An 18,528-nucleotide genomic window follows, 5' to 3' on the forward strand; every position below is an offset into this window, starting at 1 on the left:
CTATAAAGATGATGAATAAATTCTCTGTTAAAAATCACAAAGTTAAACGATTCAGCTCACAGCTGGCAAGAAAAAGGCAGCCTGACAACGCGCCGCGCCGCATCGTTTTGTTCAATAAACCCTTCGATGTCTTGCCGCAATTCACTGATGAAGCCGGGCGCCGCACTCTGAAAGATTATATTCCGATTAGCGGTATTTATGCCGCCGGGCGTCTGGATCGCGACAGCGAAGGCCTGATGATTCTCACCAATGACGGCAAACTTCAGGCTCGACTGACCCAACCGACGCAAAAAACGGCCAAAATTTACTATGTTCAGGTCGAAGGTATTCCTGACGACGCCGCACTGACGCGCTTTCGTACGGGTTTAGATCTGAATGACGGCAAAACACTGCCCGCCGGTGCGGAGATCGTACCGGAACCCAGCTGGTTGTGGCCGCGTAATCCCCCTATTCGCGAGCGTAAAAGCATTCCCGACTGCTGGTTAAAAATCACGCTACATGAAGGCCGTAATCGGCAAGTCCGTCGTATGACGGCAAATATCGGGTATCCTACCTTGCGTCTGATTCGATACGGCATGGCCAATCAGACCGTAGAAAACCTGTTACCCGGAGAATGGAAGGAGATAATGGATGTTTAAACCCCATGTGACAGTCGCCTGTGTTGTACAGGCCGAAAACCATTTTCTGGTCGTCGAAGAGTTAATTAACGATAAATTATTGTGGAACCAGCCCGCGGGCCATCTGGAAGCCGACGAGACGCTGATTCAGGCCGCAAGCCGTGAGCTGTGGGAAGAAACGGGCATTCAGGCCACACCGCAGAGTTTCTTGCGTCTGCACCAATGGATCGCCCCAGACAACACGCCGTTTTTACGCTTTTGCTTCGCGCTCGATCTGCCTGCGCGGGTCGACACCCAGCCGCACGACAGCGATATCGAATGCTGCCGCTGGCTGACCGCCGAGGAAATTCTGCATTCGCGCCAGCTTCGTTCACCACTGGTGGCCGAAAGTATTCGCTGCTATCAGCAGCAAGAACGCTATCCGTTATCCGTACTAGGCGCGTTCAACTGGCCTTTTTAGACAGAGGTCTGTTTATAACCCTGCCGTGAATGGCCTGACCACTACGCGGCAGGAATAGCGATGCAGCCCTCGGCTCAACATGCTAAAATATGCCGCTTGTTTTTCGCATCAATGCGTCAGTAAATTTCAGTTCGTGAGACTTCCATGTCAGATAACAGCCAGAAAAAAGTGATTGTCGGTATGTCCGGCGGTGTTGATTCCTCCGTTTCCGCTTACCTGTTACAGCAACAGGGCTATCATGTTGAAGGCCTGTTCATGAAGAACTGGGAAGAGGATGACGACACAGAGTATTGCTCAGCGGCCACCGATCTTGCCGATGCGCAGGCCGTTTGCGACAAACTGGGTATCGAATTACATACCGTCAACTTTGCCGCTGAATATTGGGACAACGTGTTTGAACTCTTCCTTGAAGAATACAAAGCGGGCCGTACCCCCAACCCCGATATCCTGTGCAATAAAGAAATCAAATTCAAAGCCTTCCTGGAATTCGCCGCCGAGGATCTCGGGGCAGACTACATCGCGACAGGCCACTATGTCCGTCGTCACGACGTTGACGGCAAGAGCCGTTTGCTGCGCGGCATGGACGGTAACAAAGACCAGAGCTATTTTCTTTATACGCTGAGCCACGAACAGATCGCACAGAGCCTGTTCCCAGTCGGCGAGCTGGAAAAACCGCAGGTACGTAAAATTGCCGAAGAGCTGGAACTGGCAACCGCGAAGAAAAAAGACTCGACCGGTATTTGCTTCATCGGTGAGCGTAAATTCACCGATTTTCTGGCGCGCTACCTGCCCGCACAGCCGGGTCCGATTCTGTCCGTCGACGACAACAAACCGATGGGACAGCATCAAGGGCTGATGTACCACACGCTGGGACAACGCAAAGGTCTGGGTATTGGCGGCGTTAAAGACGGCGGCGAAGACCCTTGGTACGTGGTAGATAAAGATGTCGCCAACAATATTCTGTATGTCGCGCAGGGTCACGAACACCCTCGCCTGATGTCGTACGGTTTAATCGCACAGCAGTTACACTGGGTAGATCGTGAGCCGCTCACCGCTGAATTACGTTGTACGGTGAAAAACCGTTATCGTCAGGCGGATATCCCCTGTACCGTCACGCCACTGGGCGACGATCGCATTACCGTGCGTTTTGATGAGCCTGTCGCAGCCGTGACTCCGGGCCAATCCGCCGTCTTTTATCTGGACGACGTTTGCCTTGGCGGCGGTATCATTGAAGAACGCTTACAGGAGTAACCGTGGCTAAGAACTATTATGAAATTACGTTGGCGCTAGCGGGCATTTGCCAATCGGCGTATGTAGTCCAGCAACTGGCACATACCGGTAGCTGTAATAACGATGTGCTGCATACTTCGCTGAACAGCGTGTTGAATCTCAATCCGGCGTCCACGTTGGCCGTTTACGGCAATGACGAGCAAAACCTGAAAGTTGGGCTGGAAACGCTGTTAGGGATTCTGAATACCAGCAGCAACAAAGGTGCGGGCGCGGAACTCTCACGCTACGCTTTCAGCCTGATTGCGTTAGAGCGCAAACTGAATGCGAAGTCTGCCGCGCTTGACGAATTGGGCAAACGCATCGGGCAGTTGGAGCGCCAACTGGAGCATTTTGACCTGCTCTCCGAAACGATTGTGAGCGCGCTGGCGGCGATTTACGTGGATGTCATCAGTACGTTGGGGCCGCGTATTCAGGTTACCGGTTCACCGGAAGTGCTGAAAAACAGCCAGGTGCAGGCTAAAGTGCGCGCGGCGCTGCTGACCGGTATCCGCTCTGCGGTACTCTGGCAACAAATTGGCGGTGGACGCTTACAGCTGATGCTTTCACGCGGCAAGTTGGTTAAAGAAGCAAAACAGATATTGGCGCGTTGCCCATCCGTTTGATGGTATTCTTGCCGCGATGAGCGGCGCTGATGTGATTAACGCCGGCGTCGCGAAATTGATTGTTGTTAAAACTATTTGTCCTTACTGAAATTAATCGTTTTTATTGAAATTAATCGTTATTGAAACCAATCTCAGGAGTTGCTTGCGATGGAATTATCCTCACTGACCGCCGTTTCCCCTATTGATGGACGCTACGGCGATAAAGTCAGCACGTTGCGCACTATTTTCAGCGAATTCGGTTTGCTGAAATTCCGTGTGCAGGTTGAAGTACGTTGGCTGCAAAAACTGGCAGCCTGTGCAGAGATCCAGGAAGTTCCTGCATTTGACGCTGACGCAAACGCTTTCCTTGATAAAATTGTCGCCGAATTCAGTGAAGAAGATGCAGCGCGCATTAAAACGATCGAGCGTACGACCAACCACGACGTGAAAGCCGTTGAGTACTTTCTGAAAGAGAAAGTTGCCGCTATTCCGGCGCTGCACGCCGTCAACGAATTCATCCACTTCGCCTGTACTTCAGAAGACATCAACAACCTGTCTCATGCGCTGATGCTGGATACCGCTCGCCGCGATGTCATCCTACCGCACTGGCGTCAAATCATTGATGCGCTGAAAACGCTGGCACAGGAATACCGCGATATCCCGCTGCTTTCCCGTACACACGGCCAGCCCGCTACGCCGTCCACTATCGGTAAAGAGTTTGCTAACGTGGCTTACCGTATGGACCGCCAGTATCGCCAGCTGCAACAGGTTGAGATTCTGGGCAAGATTAATGGTGCTGTCGGTAACTATAACGCCCATCTGGCAGCCTACCCGGAAGTGGATTGGCACCAGTTCAGCGAAAGTTTTGTTACCTCACTGGGTATCAATTGGAACCCGTACACCACGCAGATCGAACCGCACGATTACATCGCCGAGCTGTTTGACTGCATCGCGCGTTTCAACACGATTTTGATCGACTTTGACCGTGATATTTGGGGCTACATTGCCCTGAATCACTTCAAGCAGAAGACTATTGCTGGCGAAATCGGTTCCTCCACCATGCCGCATAAAGTTAATCCAATTGACTTCGAAAACTCGGAAGGCAACCTGGGTCTGGCGAATGCCGTTCTGGGGCATCTGGCTAGCAAGCTGCCGGTTTCCCGTTGGCAGCGTGACCTCACTGACTCTACCGTGCTACGTAATCTGGGCGTCGGCGTGGGCTATGCACTGATTGCGTATCAGGCCACGATGAAAGGCATCAGCAAACTGGAAGTGAACCGCGATCGTCTGGCTGACGAACTGGATCACAACTGGGAAGTGTTGGCAGAGCCAATCCAAACCGTGATGCGTCGCTACGGCATTGAAAAGCCATACGAGAAGCTGAAAGAGCTGACACGTGGCAAACGCGTTGATGCTGCCGGCATTCAGGAATTTATCGATGGCCTGGCGTTGCCAGAAGCGGAAAAAACGCGCCTGAAGGCGATGACACCAGCCAACTATATCGGCCGCGCTATCGCAATGGTTGATGACCTGAAATAACCGTTCTCAAACCCGAACGTGACCTATCTCTGGCGGGCACCCTGCCCGCCAGATCTCTAATTAACCATACTCTAAATAATTCGAGTTTCAGGTAGGCGGCAAGCGAAGGAATCCCGATGAGCTTACTCAAGTAAGTGATTCGGGTGACTGAACGTAGCCAACACACATGCAACTCGAAGTATGACGAGTATAACCATTTCCAGCCTGTTTATACCCGGTTTATTCTCCCTGTGGATAATTTAACAAATAAAATAAATAACGTTCTCTGCGTATAATGTTGATACGCGGGGGCGACATACGTGAAAGATAGGGTGCATAAAGGTATTTTGATAAATATCATTCTATCTATTCGACAGAGGATATAGCGATGCGAATTCTGGTCGTTGAAGATAATGTATTATTGCGCCACCATTTAACCGTTCAGATGAACGAAATGGGGCATCAGGTTGACGCGGCGTCTGACGCCAAAGAAGCGGATTATTTTCTGCATGAAAATATGCCGGATATCGCCATTGTCGACCTCGGGCTACCCGATGAAGACGGCATGAGTATGATCCGCCGCTGGCGTGCCCATCAGGTCAAGCTCCCGATTTTGGTGCTGACCGCCCGTGAAGGCTGGCAGGACAAAGTTGCGGTGCTGGGGGCAGGTGCGGATGACTACGTAACCAAGCCGTTCCATATGGAAGAAGTTGTGGCGCGCTTGCAGGCGCTGATGCGACGCAACAGCGGGCTAGCCTCTCAAATCATCAGCCTGCCACCCTTTGAGATCGACTTATCGCGCCGCGAGCTGCTGATCCACGGCAGTCCGATCAAGCTCACCGCGTTTGAATACACGATTATCGAGACGTTGATTCGCAATAAAGGCAAAGTCGTCAGCAAAGAGTCACTGATGTTGCAGCTGTACCCCGATGCAGAACTGCGGGAAAGCCACACCATCGACGTATTAATGGGACGGCTACGCAAGAAAATCCAGCAGGCAGAGGCGCCGGATGTGATCACCACCGTACGCGGACAAGGATATCGCTTTGATATTGATGATACCCCTTCAGGCTCAGCATGAGCGATAAGAAGCTGCCCTTCTCGCTTCGTATTCGTTTTTTACTCGCGACAGCAGCCATCGTACTAGCGCTGTCGCTCGCCTATGGCGTCGTCGCCATTATCGGTTACAGCGTCAACTTTGATAAAACCTCATTCCGTTTGCTGCGCGGCGAAAGTAACCTCTACTACAGCCTTGCGCAGTGGCGCGATAACCAGCTGAATATCGTCACGCCACCCGACGTTGATATCAATTTCCCCACGCTGGTGTTGATATACGACGAACATGGCAACATGCTCTGGCGCGAAAAACACGTTCCCGAGCTGGAAGCGCTAATCAATCCAGAATGGTTAAGCAAGACGGCCTATCACGAGCTGGATACCGACACCGATACCAGCAGCGCGGTATTAACGGGCAACACCTTGCTGCTGAGCAGCTTGCGGGCGCTGAACGGGGCGCACAGCAATGCGTTAACGCACTCCATTGCCGTGAACGTTTACCCCAAGACCGAACATCTCCCTTCCATCACCATTGTCGTGGTTGATCGCATCCCGCAGGAACTCCAGCAGGAAGACGTGGTGTGGGAATGGTTCAGCTATGTGTTGATCGCCAACCTTCTGCTGGTGCTTCCCCTGCTTTGGCTAGGCGCTCACTGGAGTCTGCGCCCTATTCAGCATTTGGTAAAACAGATCGCCGAGCTGGAAAAAGGCACACGCGATCAGTTGGATGAAAATCCGCCGCGCGAATTGTTCAGTCTGGTGAAAAACCTGAATATCCTGCTGAATAACGAACGTCAGCGCTACCACAAGTACCGTACAACGCTTACTGACCTTACCCATAGTTTGAAAACACCGCTGGCGGTTTTACAGACCACGTTACGTGCGTTGCGAACCGGCAAAGAAATCACTATCGATCAGGCTGAACCTATTATGCTGTCGCAGATCAGCCGTATCTCGCAGCAGATTGGCTATTACCTGCATCGGGCCAGCGTGCGCTCTGAACATAATCTGCTGATACGTGAAGTACACTCGGTTCCGGCACTGCTGGATGGCCTGTGTTCCGCGTTAAATAAGGTGTATCAGCGCAAGGGCGTGGTGTTGACGCTCGATATTCCGCCCGAGCTGACCTTCGTCGGTGAGAAAAATGATTTCATGGAAGTGCTGGGCAATATTCTTGATAACGCCTGTAAGTACTGTTTGGAATTTGTCGAAATTAGCGTGCAATACTCCGACCACAAGTTACATCTGATTATTGATGACGACGGCCCCGGCATCCACGAAAGCAAACGCGAAATGATTTTCCTGCGTGGGCAACGCGCCGACCGTATGCGTCCCGGACAAGGTATCGGCCTTGCCGTTGCGGTCGAAATTATCGAACAGTATCAGGGTGAGATCCTCATCAGCGACAGCGCACTGGGCGGTGCCCGAGTCGAAGCTATTTTCTCCCGCCAGAACCTGAGCCAGAATGAGGGGTGAAAGACAGTACAGCGCGCGATGCTTCCGCTATACTTATCGCCAAAATACTGATTGTTTTAAAATACTGATTATTTCACGGAAAATCATATCTTCAAGAACAGTCATTTCCTCAAAAAAACAAGTTTCTGGAAAACAGTATGGACTATCAGCTCAATCTCGACTGGCAGGATTTTTTAGCGAACTACTGGCAAAAACGTCCGCTCCTGATTAAAGGCGGTTTCACGCATTTTATCGACCCAATTTCGCCCGACGAGCTCGCCGGCCTGGCGTTAGAAAACGAGGTAGATAGCCGTCTGGTGAGCCATCAGAACGGACGCTGGCAGGTCAGCCACGGTCCCTTCGAGAGCTACGATCATCTGGGGGAAAGTAACTGGTCGCTGTTGGTACAGGCCGTCGATCACTGGCATGAGCCCTCTTCTGCCTTAATGCAGCCCTTTCGACAACTGCCGGACTGGCGCACCGATGATTTGATGATTTCATTTTCTGTTCCCGGCGGTGGCGTAGGGCCACATCTGGATCAGTATGATGTTTTCATTATTCAGGGAACGGGACGTCGTCGCTGGCGCATCGGTGAAAAAATACCGATGAAGCAGCACTGTCCGCATCCTGATCTGCTTCAGGTCGATCCGTTTGACGCCATTATTGATGAGGAGCTGGAACCCGGCGATATCATCTATATTCCACCGGGTTTCCCGCACGAAGGCTATTCGCTGGAAAACTCGCTGAACTACTCGGTGGGTTTCCGTGCGCCGAATGCTCGCGAGCTGGTCAGCGGCTTTGCGGATTATGTCCTTTCCCGTGAACTCGGCAGCTATCGCTACAGCGACCCTGATGTTCCACCCCGCGATCATATCGCCAGCGTACTGCCGCAAGAGCTGGATGCGCTGCAAAAAATGATGCTGGAGCTGGTGCAGCAGCCTGAGCATTTCCAGAACTGGTTTGGCGAATTTATTTCCCAGTCCCGTCACGAGCTCGATCTCTCACCACCGGAGCCACCTTATCAGGCAGGCGAAGTGTATGAATATCTGCAACAGGGTGAACCGCTGCGTCGTTTAGGCGGCCTGCGGGTCATCTGCGTTGGCGATAGCTGCTTCGTTAACGGGGAAAAAGTGAACAGTACGCACAAGGCGGCGCTGTTTGCGCTGGCTGAGCATTCTGCTATTGGTGCAGAACTGCTCGGCGATGCGCTGGAAGATCCCTCTTTCCTCGCACAGCTTACCGTTCTGATTAACAGCGGTTACTGGTACTTCGCGGATTAAGACCCATCTTGAATACGGGGTAGTACAAAGATAAGGCGGGAATATCCCGCCTTCTTTATCTCTGCAAAATGGCAACGCTTACGGCTTCGCGCGCAGCGCCGTCAGTTCGGCAATGCGCATAATCACAGACACCGCCTTTTCCATGCCTTCCAGCGTGACAAATTCATGTTTGCCGTGATAGTTGTAGCCGCCGGTAAACAGATTCGGGCACGGTAGCCCTTGAAATGACAGGTGTGCGCCGTCGGTGCCGCCGCGAATCGGCTTCATATTCGGCTCAATGTCACAATCCCGCATCGCCTGCTGCGCCAACGCAATAATGTGCGGATGCTGCTCAACCTGCTCACGCATGTTGTAATAGGTATCGGTAATCGTGACTTCAATGTAGCAATCCGGGTGCAGCCCCGCGCCGACCTTTTCCGCAATATCCAGCATCGTCTGTTTGCGCTGTTCAAAGCCGTTGCGGTCAAAATCGCGGACGATGTAATGCAAGTCTGCGCGCTCCACAGAGCCTTTCATGGTGTGAAGATGATAGAACCCCTGATAGCCGTCCGTCTGCTCCGGTGATTGACTCTCTGGCACCTGCTGGTGATAGCGAGAAGCCAACGTCAGCGCATTCACCATCACGCCTTTGGCGCTGCCGGGATGCACATTGTTGCCCACGATTTTCACCTGAACCGATGCGGCATTAAAATTCTCATACTCCAACTCGCCGACACCACCGCCGTCCACGGTATAGGCCCACTGTGCGTTAAACGCTTTAACATCAAAAAATTGCGCGCCCTTGCCAATTTCTTCATCCGGCGTAAAGGCAATACGAATATCGCCGTGCGGTAACTGGCTTGTCTTCAGACGCACCAGCGCGGTAATAATTTCCGCGATCCCCGCTTTATCATCCGCCCCCAGCAGCGTTTTGCCGTCTGTGGTAATCAGCGTGTGCCCCAGTAATTGGTGTAATACCGGGAACATCACAGGTGACAGCACTTCATCCCCCACGCCCAAGGCAATATCGCCGCCGCGGTAGTTTTCCAGAATCTGCGGATTAACATTCTTGCCGCTAAAGTCCGGTGACGTATCCATATGTGAAATAAAGCCGATGGCCGGAACGGGCCATGCAACGTTTGCAGGGAGTGTCGCCATCAGGCAGCCCTGCTTGCTCAGCGCGACTTGCTCAAACCCCAGTTCGAGCAGTTCCTGCTGCAACGCACGCGCCAGTTTCAACTGACCGTCAGTGCTCGGCACCTGCCGAACGCCGGACTTAGACTGTGTATCAAACGAAACGTAATTCAAAAATCTGTCGAGTAATTTATCCATCTTATTTATGCCCCCTGAACCCTGAAAGGCATTATGGATAGGGCTACCACGGTAAATATTGCGTCAGGTCAGTTTTTTTCCGATTTAACAAACCGGCAGACCAGAATTCAGGCCAAAAAGCGGCGACCACGTCACGAAGAATGCCCAAATCAGGTAACAATCAGGAAACAAACTCCCTCATTCATTAGCTTAATCGCCATCAATCCGCAGTAAGTGGGTCACACAAGTTGGCGTCAGGCAACGTTTCCCGTAAAATGCCGCCCTTAACTGCGCACGCTGGCTGAAAGGTGATAACCCTTGGTACGATCGCAACGGACATACCGTTAATCGGCCAAATCAGGACATAGAGCTAGACCTTAATGAAAGAAAACTCCCTGACTGTGCCGGTCGTTGAATTGCTCAACGTCCATAAAGGCTTTGATGGCAAAGACATCATTTCACATTTTAATCTCACCATTAATAACGGTGAGTTTCTGACGATCCTCGGGCCATCCGGCTGCGGCAAAACCACCGTACTACGTCTCATTGCCGGCCTGGAAACGGTCGATAGCGGCAACGTCATGCTGGAAAAGCAAGACATCACCCACCAGCCCGCCGAGCAACGACACGTTAATACCGTATTTCAAAGTTACGCCCTGTTTCCTCATCTCAGCGTGTTTGAGAACGTGGCATTCGGCCTGCGCATGCAGAAAACGCCTGCCGCGGAGATTGCGCCACGCGTGATTGACGCGCTGAAAATGGTGCAGTTGGAGGAGCTGGCACAGCGTCGCCCGCACCAGATGTCCGGCGGCCAGCAGCAGCGCGTTGCCATCGCCCGCGCCGTCGTCAATCAGCCGAAGGTTCTGTTGCTGGATGAATCCCTGTCCGCGCTCGATTATAAGCTGCGTAAGCAGATGCAGAACGAACTGAAGGCACTGCAACGTAAGCTGGGCATCACCTTTATTTTCGTCACGCACGATCAGGAAGAAGCACTGACCATGTCTGACCGCATCGTCGTGATGCGCGATGGACGCATCGAGCAAGACGGCACGCCGCGTGAAATCTACGAAGAGCCGAAAAATTTGTTCGTCGCCAGCTTTATCGGTGAAATCAATATCTTTGATGCCGTGGTGCTGGAGCAGTTGGACGAACAGCGGGTACGCGCTCAGGTCGAAGGCCATGAATGCGTTATCACCGTCAGCTTTCCGGTCAGCGTCGGCCAACATCTTAACGTACTGCTGCGACCGGAAGATTTACGCGTCGAAGAGCTGGGCGACGGCATGCAGGCCGAAGGCATGGTTGGCTACGTGCGCGAGCGCAACTATAAAGGCATGACGCTGGAATCCAACATTGAGCTGGAAAACGGCAAGATGGTCATGGTCAGCGAGTTCTTTAACGAAGACGATCCCGACTTCGACCATTCACTCAACCAGAAAGTAGACGTCACCTGGGTGGAAAGTTGGGAGGTAGTCCTGCACGATGAAGAAGTCGCGTAAACGCTTTCAAAACATCATTATCACACTCATCGTTGCCTGGCTTGTGCTGTTTGTTTTCCTGCCCAACCTGATGATTATCGGAACCAGTTTTCTGACGCGCGATGACACCCATTTCGTCAGCCTGGTCTTTACACTGGAAAACTATACGCGACTGGCCGATCCGCTTTATGCCTCTGTGCTGCTGCATTCGCTGAACATGGCGGTTATCGCCACGCTTTGCTGTCTGCTGCTGGGCTATCCGTTTGCTTTTATTCTGGCGCGCTTACCGAAAAAAATTCAGCCACTGATGCTGTTTCTGCTGATTGTGCCGTTTTGGACCAACTCGCTGATCCGCATTTACGGGCTGAAAATCTTTCTGAGTACACGCGGCCATCTGAATGAATTTCTGCTCTGGACGGGTCTTATCGATACGCCGCTGCGGATTATGTACACCTCCGAAGCAGTGATTCTCGGCCTGATTTATATCCTGCTGCCGTTCATGGTGCTACCGCTCTACTCCAGCATTGAGAAGCTCGATAAATCCTACCTTGAGGCCGCCCGCGATCTGGGGGCCAATAAATGGCAAACCTTCATTCGCGTGGTGATCCCGCTGACCATGCCGGGGATTATCGCCGGCTGCCTGCTGGTGCTGCTGCCTGCCATGGGCTTGTTCTTCGTTGCCGATCTGATGGGCGGCGCCAAGAATTTGCTGATCGGTAACGTCATTAAAAGCCAGTTCCTTAATATCCGCGACTGGCCGTTTGGTGCGGCCACCAGCATCTGCCTGACGCTGGTCATGGGCGTGCTGCTGTTTATCTACTACCGCACGGCCCGCCTGCTGAATAAAAAGGGAGAGCTGGAATGACCGGACGCTTAATCCGCGGTGGATTTATGTCCATCATTTACGCTTACCTGTACATCCCGATCATCATTCTGATCGTGAATTCATTTAATCAGGCGCGTTTCGGCATCAACTGGCAGGGATTTACGCTGGACTGGTATCGACTGCTGACCAACAACGACAGCCTGCTCCAGGCCGCGCAGCACTCACTGACGATGGCCGTTTTCTCGGCGACGTTCGCTACGTTGATTGGCTCCCTGACGGCGGTGGCACTGTATCGCTACCGCTTTCGCGGTAAGCCTTTTGTCGGCGGCATGCTGTTCGTGGTGATGATGTCGCCGGATATCGTGATGGCGATTTCACTGCTGGTGCTCTTCATGCTGCTGGGCATCTCGCTCGGATTCTGGTCGCTGCTGTTTTCCCATATCACGTTCTGCCTGCCGTTTGTGGTAGTGACCGTCTATTCGCGCCTGAAAGGCTTTGACGTGCGGATGTTGGAAGCCGCGCGCGATTTAGGTGCCAGCGAAGTGATTATTCTACGCAAAATCATTCTGCCGCTGGCGATGCCGGCCGTAGCCGCCAGTTGGCTGCTCAGCTTTACGCTGTCGATGGATGACGTGGTGGTGTCCTCGTTTGTCACCGGGCCCGCGTATGAGATTCTGCCGTTGAAGATTTACTCGATGGTGAAGGTCGGCGTTTCCCCGGAAGTTAACGCGCTGGCAACGATTTTGCTCATTCTATCGCTGGTGCTGGTGCTCAGTAGCCAGCTGATTTTACGCGACCGCACCGGAAAATAAGGTGGCGGCAAGCACGATGAATATCGTTTTTTTCATATCTGCCTGTAAGAACCTATTCCAGGCGGGTATTTCCTTTGGGACCTGTAAGGAGGTAAACATAATGAAAAAGTGGCCACACCTACTGGCAGCCTGCGCAATGGCGTTCGGCATCAGCACCGCCAATGCCAGCGACAGCAAGACACTCTATTTCTATAACTGGACCGAATACGTGCCGCCGGGCCTGTTGGAACAGTTCACGAAAGAGACGGGCATCAAGGTGATTTACTCCACCTATGAATCCAACGAGAGTATGTATGCCAAGTTGAAGACCTATAAGGACGGCGCTTACGATTTGGTCGTGCCTTCAACGTATTTCATCTCCAAGATGAGCAAAGAAGGCATGCTGCAAAAGATTGATACCAGCAAGCTCAGCAACTTCCACAATCTCGATCCGAATCTGCTGCACAAATCTTTCGATCCAAACAACGATTACTCCATTCCTTATATCTGGGGTGCCACGGCGATTGGTATTAATCATGAAATGATTGACCCCGCCAGCGTCACCAGTTGGGCCGATCTGTGGAATACAAAGTACAAAAACAGCCTGCTGCTGACCGATGACGCGCGTGAGGTGTTCCAAATCGCTCTGCGTAAACTGGGTTACTCCGCAAATACCACCGATCCCAAAGAGATTGAAGCGGCCTATAAAGAATTGCAGGCTCTGATGCCGAACGTGCTGACGTTCAACTCAGACAACCCCGGCAACCCGTTCATCGAAGGTGAAGTCAATCTGGGTATGGTGTGGAATGGTTCTGCCTACGTGGCGCGTCAGGCAGGTACTCCGCTGGATGTCATCTGGCCCAAAGAAGGCGGCATCTTCTGGATGGACAGTCTGGCGATTCCGGCCAATGCCAAAAACGTTGACGGCGCGATGAAGCTGATCGACTTCCTGCTGCGCCCGGAAGTGGCGGCACAGGTTGCGGAAACGATCGGTTATCCAACGCCGAACCTGGCGGCGAAAAAGTTACTGCCACCGGAGGTTTCAGGGGACAAAACGCTGTACCCGGATGATGAAACCATCGCGAAAGGCGAATGGCAGAACGACGTTGGCAGCGCCAGCACGCTGTATGAAACCTACTTCCAGCAGCTAAAAGCGGGTCGTTAATCGCGAGATATCGTGTCACACGATAGCAATGTCGATCGGGTAGAGACGAGCATTATCATAGAGCCGTCCCTTTGATAGGGACGCTCATATTCGCGGTATTAACCCCTTCCAGTTCAAGTAACTTAATTTTTTTTGCGATACCGCCAGCATACCCAGTCAAACTGTTATTGGTACCGATTACCCGATGGCAGGGAATGATAATAGATATTGGGTTGTGACCCACCGCCCCACCGGTAGCCTGAGCTGACATGCTGGTTTTACCCATAACAGCTGCAACATCTCTGGCTACCGTTCCGTATGTGACATATTCACCATACGGGATCTGACATAAGCGTTGCCAAACAGCCAGCCTAAAATCACTGCCGCTTGGCGCCAATGGCAGAGTATCGAGGGAGGGATTCTTGCCTGAGAAATAAGCATCTAACCATCGTTTAGTGACAGAAAAAATCGGCAGTTCGGGGCTTATCGACAGTTCGACGTGAAGGGACTCCGCATAATACTTTTGACCTACGAACCAGAGTCCGGTCAAGTTTCTCCCATCGGCTGCGACCGTAATTTCTCCCATTGGAGAATCATACTGGCTGAAAAACATAGGGTGTCCCCTTTCGTTGGGTTAATCTAACAACACTTACGCATTCACCAATCATGTAAGGGCGGATCACCCTTACAATAAATGACTTATCAATATCAAGACAGGCTGTTCAGCGGTAGTTATCTTGATTTTTTACGCGTATCCGGCATCAGCAAAGTGGCTAGCCCAAGCAACGGAAGGTAACCGCAGGCATCATAGACCGACACTATTCCATAGATATCAGCCAACTTACCTAAACCTGCGGCGGCAATTCCCCCCACACCAAACATGGTACCGAACATAATTCCGGCAACCATCCCCGTTCTTCCTGGCACAACTTCTTGTGCATATACCACGAGTGCAGCAAACGCCGAAGACAGTACAAAACCAATGATGAGTGTCAACGTGACGGTCCAGAAAAAATTTGCATGCGGCAGGATCGGAGCGAAGGGAATAACCCCTAAAAATGATATCCAGATCACCGCCTTGCGGCCGATACGATCGCCAACCGGCCCACCAGCAAACGTTCCAATCGCTACTGCTGCAAGGAAAGCAAACAGGCAGAACTGTGCATCGCGTAAGGTAATATCAAAACGTTGAATCAGGTAAAACGTATAGTAATTGCTGATGGAGGCGATGTAGGTGAACTTCGTCAGCATCAAAACACTGACAATTGCAACGGCAATAATCACTTTGCTTCGGGGTAATTTTTCACCACCGACGCTATCATGCTTTTTGCTCTGCGCATGCCCGTGAGTGATAGTCCAACGGCTTATACGAGTCAAAATAACAATCGCAATAAACGCGATGATCATTAACCACGCGACTGACATTTGCCCGTGGGGAAGTATCAAAAGTGCGGCGATCAAAGGACCGAATGCGGTACCCGCATTTCCCCCGACCTGAAAAACCGACTGAGCGGTGCCAAACTTCCCGCCGGAAGCCATTCGGGCAACCCGTGAGGCCTCAGGGTGAAATGTGGACGACCCTACTCCAACTAACGCTGCAGATATGAGCAACAGGGTAAAGCTGTCAGCTATTGCCAACACACCGATACCCAAAAACGTAACAGCCATCCCTGCGGGTAGAAGATAGGGCTTAGGACGTTTGTCGGTATACAAACCAACCCAGGGTTGAAGAAGGGAGGCCGTAATTTGGTAAACCAGCGCAATCATGCCAATTTGTGCGTACGACAGCGTGAAATTTTCTTTCAGCATCGGGTAAATTGATGGCAGCGTTGCCTGAATAACATCATTGCATGCATGAGTTAACGCGATTGCTCCGACGATGTTAACCAAAAATTTTCCAGTGTCACTCCCAACATTTGCTTGTGTTGGTACTTGTTCGCTAACTTCAGTAGAAGACATATCTTATGTTTCTCATTGGCAGGTGAAAAACAACATTATCTGCATGCCAGTTTTCACCATAAACCCTTGCAGGCCGGTGCCTAACATCGACTATTTCACAGAAACAATGTCGTTTCATTCGTACATATTTGCGGAAAAAATTATGATAATGGCATCGACTGAATTTAATACGCCAATCGATACAGATGAGATGACAATAGAAATGAACAATTCCGACTGGGGATGTCTCGCCCGATCGTACGAGCGGGGTGAATTAAATCCGTCACACAGGCATAAACGGGGGCAACTGCTTTATGCTGTGAAAGGTGTGATGTTAGTCCAAACAGATAGTCGACAGTGGGTAATACCTCCTCAAAGATCACTTTGGCTACCAGCGGAGCAGTGGCATTCCTTCACCCTGCTTTCTCATACTGAATTAAGAACGTTGTACTTCACACCTTCGTTTATGGCGGAAACCTGCGGTATGAAAACGCTGGATCACATTCATGTCATCGGCATGACGCCTTTCGCACAACACCTGATATCCAGTTTGTTTGAGCAATCTTTCAACCACTCGACACAAAAGTTAATCGCCCAATTATTGCTCAGAATCGTGAATGAAACCGAAGCGCTTCCTGTAGATCTGGCCATGCCATGTGATGATAAGTTGCACAAAGTGGCTCAAGATATACTCGTCAACAATAGATGGAACGTATCCTTGAGTGAATTCGCGGAGCGGGTTGCAATGTCCGAACGCACTTTTTCACGCTATTTCACAGAAGATACCGGGTGCAGTTTTCGGACCTGGAAGCAACGGGCGCGGATTTTTGTATCCATGGACCTGCTTTCTAACGGTATGCCGGTCAAAAATGTGGCCTACAAACTGGGATTTTCATGCCCCTCTTCCTTCATTGCCGCATTTCGCACAGTGACGGGCCAGACTCCTTCATGCTTTTCAGGGTTGTCTGACATTCATGATGAGTGACGCAGTCCACGTGCTAACACTTGCTGGTGGCTTGAACGCTCGTTTAGCGTATCCGAATCACCACTCTACGGGTTTGTCAGCCCCCTGCTTTTCCCTATCTGACTTCATTTCTTTAACATCATCTAGCGAATTTCCGTGCCTAAAGCCCTCAAATTGACAGTTAAAAGCATTATCCTGACGGCATTAGGAAAATAATTGCGCTCCGCTTCTTCTATAATGATTCCACACCCACTGGAATCACGATAAGGAGCACCACCATGCTGCAACTCTCCAGCCACAGTTTTCAAGACGGCGACACTATCCCAGGCGAATTTGCGTTTGCCGTACCCGATGCAACTAGCCACATTGCGCTGTCTTCTAACCACAATCCCCACCTTGCCTGGCACGGCGCGCCCGAAGGGACACAATCTTTCGTGTTGGTCTGCCACGACCCAGATGTACCCAGCCGCGGTGACGATGTGAATCAGGAAGGCCGCGAGGTTAGCGCTTCTCTGCCGCGTGTCGATTTCTACCATTGGCTATTGCTGGACATTCCAGCCAGCATCAATGAAATTCCTGCCGCCTCGCATTCCACTGGCATCACACCGCGTGGGAAAGCAGGCCCGAATGCACCGACCGGACTCCGACACGGCATCAATGATTACACGGGCTGGTTCGCCACGGACGAACAGATGAAAGGCACCTACTATGGTTATGATGGTCCTTGCCCACCGTGGAACGATGCGATCGTCCATCATTACATCTTCACACTCTACGCTCTCGCGACGCCGGCTTTAACGATAGAAGGTGAACTTAACGGAGCGAATGTCCGCGCTGCGCTAGCTAACGCGCCAGTACTGGCAGAAGCGACACTCACCGGGCTGTATACGCTGAATCCCGCACTGTTGTGATAGTAATACGTTATGATCATGCCTCGTTATAAGAATGGCCGGCCATGAGCGTGACCGCTTTACGCCCCGCCGCCCCGCCTCTTAGTCCAGAGACGGACTGGCGATTGCCATCAGGCCAGCCGCTACAGCGGTATGGCCTGTGTGCGCTAGCTCAGCCTCACTTACGCACGCCACAGCAGACAACGCGTTTTCATTTTTATGAGGCCACGCTTCTGCTGGTTCTCTCTGGCCGATTAACCCTTCTTGAGCAGAACGAAACGACGGTTGTCGACACGCCATCTCAGCTTTGTCTGATTACGCCTGACGCAAGCGCCGATCTGGCGAAAACACCCGGCGGTCATGACTCCGCTTTCCGGTCGATATTTCTGACGTTTTCATCCACGCTTCTGGCACGGTTTTATCAACGCTACCCTGAAATATTAGCCCCTGCGCATCATCCGCGTCCTTTCACTACCCTCACGCTGGATGACGATCTCACCCACACATTGCAGTATCTGGTTGAGGGGATTACGGGCAACGCACTGAATGAATTGCGTCTCGAACTGCGGCTAATGGATATGCTGCTGGCGCTGTCGGAACGGGGATATCGTTTTGGCGCACCGCCACAGCCCGGCGTTACGGCACAGTTGCGTGCGCTTATCAGTGAAGAGCCGGAACGACACTGGACCGCACAGTCTGCGGGTCGCCTTCTGGCGATGAGCGAGGCTACGCTGCGCCGGAGGCTATCCGCCGAGCAGACACGCTTTGAAGTGCTGTTGCTGGAGACGCGAATGCAACACGCGATGATGCTGGTACAGACGACATCATGGAGTATGCAACGTCTGGCCGAAGCCTGCGGGTATAAATCCTCGGCGCGTTTTTCCGAACGGTTTAAAACCCGTTTTGGCTGTTCGCCAACCAAGATTCGTTAATCGTCATCAACAGCTCCGCGC

18 protein-coding genes are annotated in these 18,528 nt (G+C 51.9%); 15 read left to right on the top strand and 3 right to left on the bottom strand.

The window, feature by feature from the left end:
- Positions 1-11: 11 nt before the first annotated feature.
- The 8 genes from rluE to MYB54_RS12265 all read left to right on the top strand — a co-directional run bounded on the left by rluE (position 12) and on the right by MYB54_RS12265 (position 8,257).
- Positions 12-638, top strand: coding sequence for a 23S rRNA pseudouridine(2457) synthase RluE (rluE, locus tag MYB54_RS12230; RefSeq protein WP_248721968.1), 627 nt, complete (start codon positions 12-14; stop codon positions 636-638).
- Entirely contained in the window at positions 631-1,077 is a 447-nt protein-coding gene (locus MYB54_RS12235; protein WP_014915249.1) for an NUDIX hydrolase, read from the top strand. Before rluE ends, MYB54_RS12235 begins: the two co-directional genes overlap by 8 nt.
- Before the next feature lie 144 nt (positions 1,078-1,221).
- The gene (mnmA, locus tag MYB54_RS12240) at positions 1,222-2,328 is read left to right on the top strand and encodes a tRNA 2-thiouridine(34) synthase MnmA (protein ID WP_248720820.1); all 1,107 of its coding nucleotides are present in this window, start codon (positions 1,222-1,224) and stop codon (positions 2,326-2,328) included.
- Positions 2,329-2,330: 2 nt separating this feature from the next.
- Positions 2,331-2,969, top strand: coding sequence for a high frequency lysogenization protein HflD (hflD, locus tag MYB54_RS12245; protein WP_014915247.1), 639 nt, complete (start codon positions 2,331-2,333; stop codon positions 2,967-2,969).
- Positions 2,970-3,116: 147 nt separating this feature from the next.
- On the top strand, positions 3,117-4,487 hold the full coding sequence (gene purB, locus MYB54_RS12250; RefSeq protein ID WP_010275755.1) for an adenylosuccinate lyase: 1,371 nt from the start codon (positions 3,117-3,119) through the stop codon (positions 4,485-4,487).
- Between the two features lie 367 nt (positions 4,488-4,854).
- Complete coding sequence (gene phoP / locus MYB54_RS12255) at positions 4,855-5,547, top strand: two-component system response regulator PhoP (protein ID WP_014915246.1); 693 nt, start codon at positions 4,855-4,857, stop codon at positions 5,545-5,547.
- Entirely contained in the window at positions 5,544-6,998 is a 1,455-nt protein-coding gene (phoQ, locus tag MYB54_RS12260) for a two-component system sensor histidine kinase PhoQ (RefSeq protein ID WP_014915245.1), read from the top strand. The genes phoP and phoQ overlap by 4 nt, the downstream gene beginning before the upstream one ends.
- A gap of 137 nt (positions 6,999-7,135) precedes the next feature.
- Positions 7,136-8,257 carry a ribosomal protein uL16 3-hydroxylase gene (locus MYB54_RS12265; RefSeq protein WP_014915244.1) on the top strand — a complete coding sequence of 374 codons (1,122 nt, stop codon included), beginning with the start codon at positions 7,136-7,138 and terminating at the stop codon, positions 8,255-8,257.
- A 78-nt stretch (positions 8,258-8,335) separates the two neighbouring features.
- Here the strand turns inward: MYB54_RS12265 and pepT are convergent, their stop codons facing one another.
- The gene (pepT, locus tag MYB54_RS12270) at positions 8,336-9,568 is read right to left on the bottom strand and encodes a peptidase T (RefSeq protein ID WP_014915243.1); all 1,233 of its coding nucleotides are present in this window, start codon (positions 9,566-9,568) and stop codon (positions 8,336-8,338) included.
- 359 nt (positions 9,569-9,927) lie between these two features.
- Between pepT and potA the strand changes: the two genes are divergently transcribed.
- From potA to potD, 4 genes are all read left to right on the top strand, one after another.
- The gene (potA, locus tag MYB54_RS12275) at positions 9,928-11,043 is read left to right on the top strand and encodes a spermidine/putrescine ABC transporter ATP-binding protein PotA (protein WP_014915242.1); all 1,116 of its coding nucleotides are present in this window, start codon (positions 9,928-9,930) and stop codon (positions 11,041-11,043) included.
- Positions 11,027-11,887, top strand: coding sequence for a spermidine/putrescine ABC transporter permease PotB (gene potB, locus MYB54_RS12280; protein ID WP_014915241.1), 861 nt, complete (start codon positions 11,027-11,029; stop codon positions 11,885-11,887). The genes potA and potB overlap by 17 nt, the downstream gene beginning before the upstream one ends.
- The gene (gene potC / locus MYB54_RS12285) at positions 11,884-12,660 is read left to right on the top strand and encodes a spermidine/putrescine ABC transporter permease PotC (protein WP_014915240.1); all 777 of its coding nucleotides are present in this window, start codon (positions 11,884-11,886) and stop codon (positions 12,658-12,660) included. Before potB ends, potC begins: the two co-directional genes overlap by 4 nt.
- A gap of 100 nt (positions 12,661-12,760) precedes the next feature.
- Positions 12,761-13,804, top strand: coding sequence for a spermidine/putrescine ABC transporter substrate-binding protein PotD (potD, locus tag MYB54_RS12290; protein ID WP_014915239.1), 1,044 nt, complete (start codon positions 12,761-12,763; stop codon positions 13,802-13,804).
- A gap of 55 nt (positions 13,805-13,859) precedes the next feature.
- Here potD and MYB54_RS12295 read toward each other — a convergent pair whose 3' ends face one another.
- Both MYB54_RS12295 and MYB54_RS12300 read right to left on the bottom strand, forming a co-directional pair.
- Complete coding sequence (locus tag MYB54_RS12295) at positions 13,860-14,396, bottom strand: methylated-DNA--[protein]-cysteine S-methyltransferase (RefSeq protein ID WP_014915238.1); 537 nt, start codon at positions 14,394-14,396, stop codon at positions 13,860-13,862.
- Positions 14,397-14,515: 119 nt separating this feature from the next.
- Complete coding sequence (locus MYB54_RS12300) at positions 14,516-15,742, bottom strand: MFS transporter (protein ID WP_248720821.1); 1,227 nt, start codon at positions 15,740-15,742, stop codon at positions 14,516-14,518.
- 142 nt (positions 15,743-15,884) lie between these two features.
- Here MYB54_RS12300 and MYB54_RS12305 point away from each other — a divergent pair, with 142 nt between their 5' ends.
- The 3 genes from MYB54_RS12305 (at position 15,885) to MYB54_RS12315 (ending at position 18,507) form a co-directional block, all read left to right on the top strand.
- Positions 15,885-16,706, top strand: coding sequence for an AraC family transcriptional regulator (locus tag MYB54_RS12305; RefSeq protein ID WP_240357450.1), 822 nt, complete (start codon positions 15,885-15,887; stop codon positions 16,704-16,706).
- Between the two features lie 257 nt (positions 16,707-16,963).
- Positions 16,964-17,596 carry a YbhB/YbcL family Raf kinase inhibitor-like protein gene (locus tag MYB54_RS12310; RefSeq protein WP_180774093.1) on the top strand — a complete coding sequence of 211 codons (633 nt, stop codon included), beginning with the start codon at positions 16,964-16,966 and terminating at the stop codon, positions 17,594-17,596.
- 44 nt (positions 17,597-17,640) lie between these two features.
- On the top strand, positions 17,641-18,507 hold the full coding sequence (locus MYB54_RS12315; RefSeq protein ID WP_248720822.1) for a helix-turn-helix transcriptional regulator: 867 nt from the start codon (positions 17,641-17,643) through the stop codon (positions 18,505-18,507).
- The last annotated feature ends 21 nt before the right edge of the window (positions 18,508-18,528 follow it).

It is taken from the genome of Pectobacterium nicotianae, from assembly GCF_023272715.1.
GTDB lineage: Bacteria > Pseudomonadota > Gammaproteobacteria > Enterobacterales > Enterobacteriaceae > Pectobacterium > Pectobacterium brasiliense.

Excerpts from the sequence above, each read along its gene's own strand:
- mnmA (WP_248720820.1), top strand. The coding sequence starts at position 1,222 with ATGTCAGATAACAGCCAGAAAAAAGTGATTGTCGGTATGTCCGGCGGT.
- potD (WP_014915239.1), top strand. The coding sequence starts at position 12,761 with ATGAAAAAGTGGCCACACCTACTGGCAGCCTGCGCAATGGCGTTCGGC.
- rluE (WP_248721968.1), top strand. The coding sequence starts at position 12 with ATGAATAAATTCTCTGTTAAAAATCACAAAGTTAAACGATTCAGCTCA.
- MYB54_RS12310 (WP_180774093.1), top strand. The coding sequence starts at position 16,964 with ATGCTGCAACTCTCCAGCCACAGTTTTCAAGACGGCGACACTATCCCA.
- potC (WP_014915240.1), top strand. The coding sequence starts at position 11,884 with ATGACCGGACGCTTAATCCGCGGTGGATTTATGTCCATCATTTACGCT.
- purB (WP_010275755.1), top strand. The coding sequence starts at position 3,117 with ATGGAATTATCCTCACTGACCGCCGTTTCCCCTATTGATGGACGCTAC.
- pepT (WP_014915243.1), bottom strand. The coding sequence starts at position 9,568 with ATGGATAAATTACTCGACAGATTTTTGAATTACGTTTCGTTTGATACA.
- phoP (WP_014915246.1), top strand. The coding sequence starts at position 4,855 with ATGCGAATTCTGGTCGTTGAAGATAATGTATTATTGCGCCACCATTTA.
- MYB54_RS12300 (WP_248720821.1), bottom strand. The coding sequence starts at position 15,742 with ATGTCTTCTACTGAAGTTAGCGAACAAGTACCAACACAAGCAAATGTT.
- potA (WP_014915242.1), top strand. The coding sequence starts at position 9,928 with ATGAAAGAAAACTCCCTGACTGTGCCGGTCGTTGAATTGCTCAACGTC.
- phoQ (WP_014915245.1), top strand. The coding sequence starts at position 5,544 with ATGAGCGATAAGAAGCTGCCCTTCTCGCTTCGTATTCGTTTTTTACTC.
- potB (WP_014915241.1), top strand. The coding sequence starts at position 11,027 with ATGAAGAAGTCGCGTAAACGCTTTCAAAACATCATTATCACACTCATC.
- MYB54_RS12235 (WP_014915249.1), top strand. The coding sequence starts at position 631 with ATGTTTAAACCCCATGTGACAGTCGCCTGTGTTGTACAGGCCGAAAAC.
- MYB54_RS12305 (WP_240357450.1), top strand. The coding sequence starts at position 15,885 with ATGATAATGGCATCGACTGAATTTAATACGCCAATCGATACAGATGAG.
- MYB54_RS12295 (WP_014915238.1), bottom strand. The coding sequence starts at position 14,396 with ATGTTTTTCAGCCAGTATGATTCTCCAATGGGAGAAATTACGGTCGCA.
- MYB54_RS12265 (WP_014915244.1), top strand. The coding sequence starts at position 7,136 with ATGGACTATCAGCTCAATCTCGACTGGCAGGATTTTTTAGCGAACTAC.
- MYB54_RS12315 (WP_248720822.1), top strand. The coding sequence starts at position 17,641 with ATGAGCGTGACCGCTTTACGCCCCGCCGCCCCGCCTCTTAGTCCAGAG.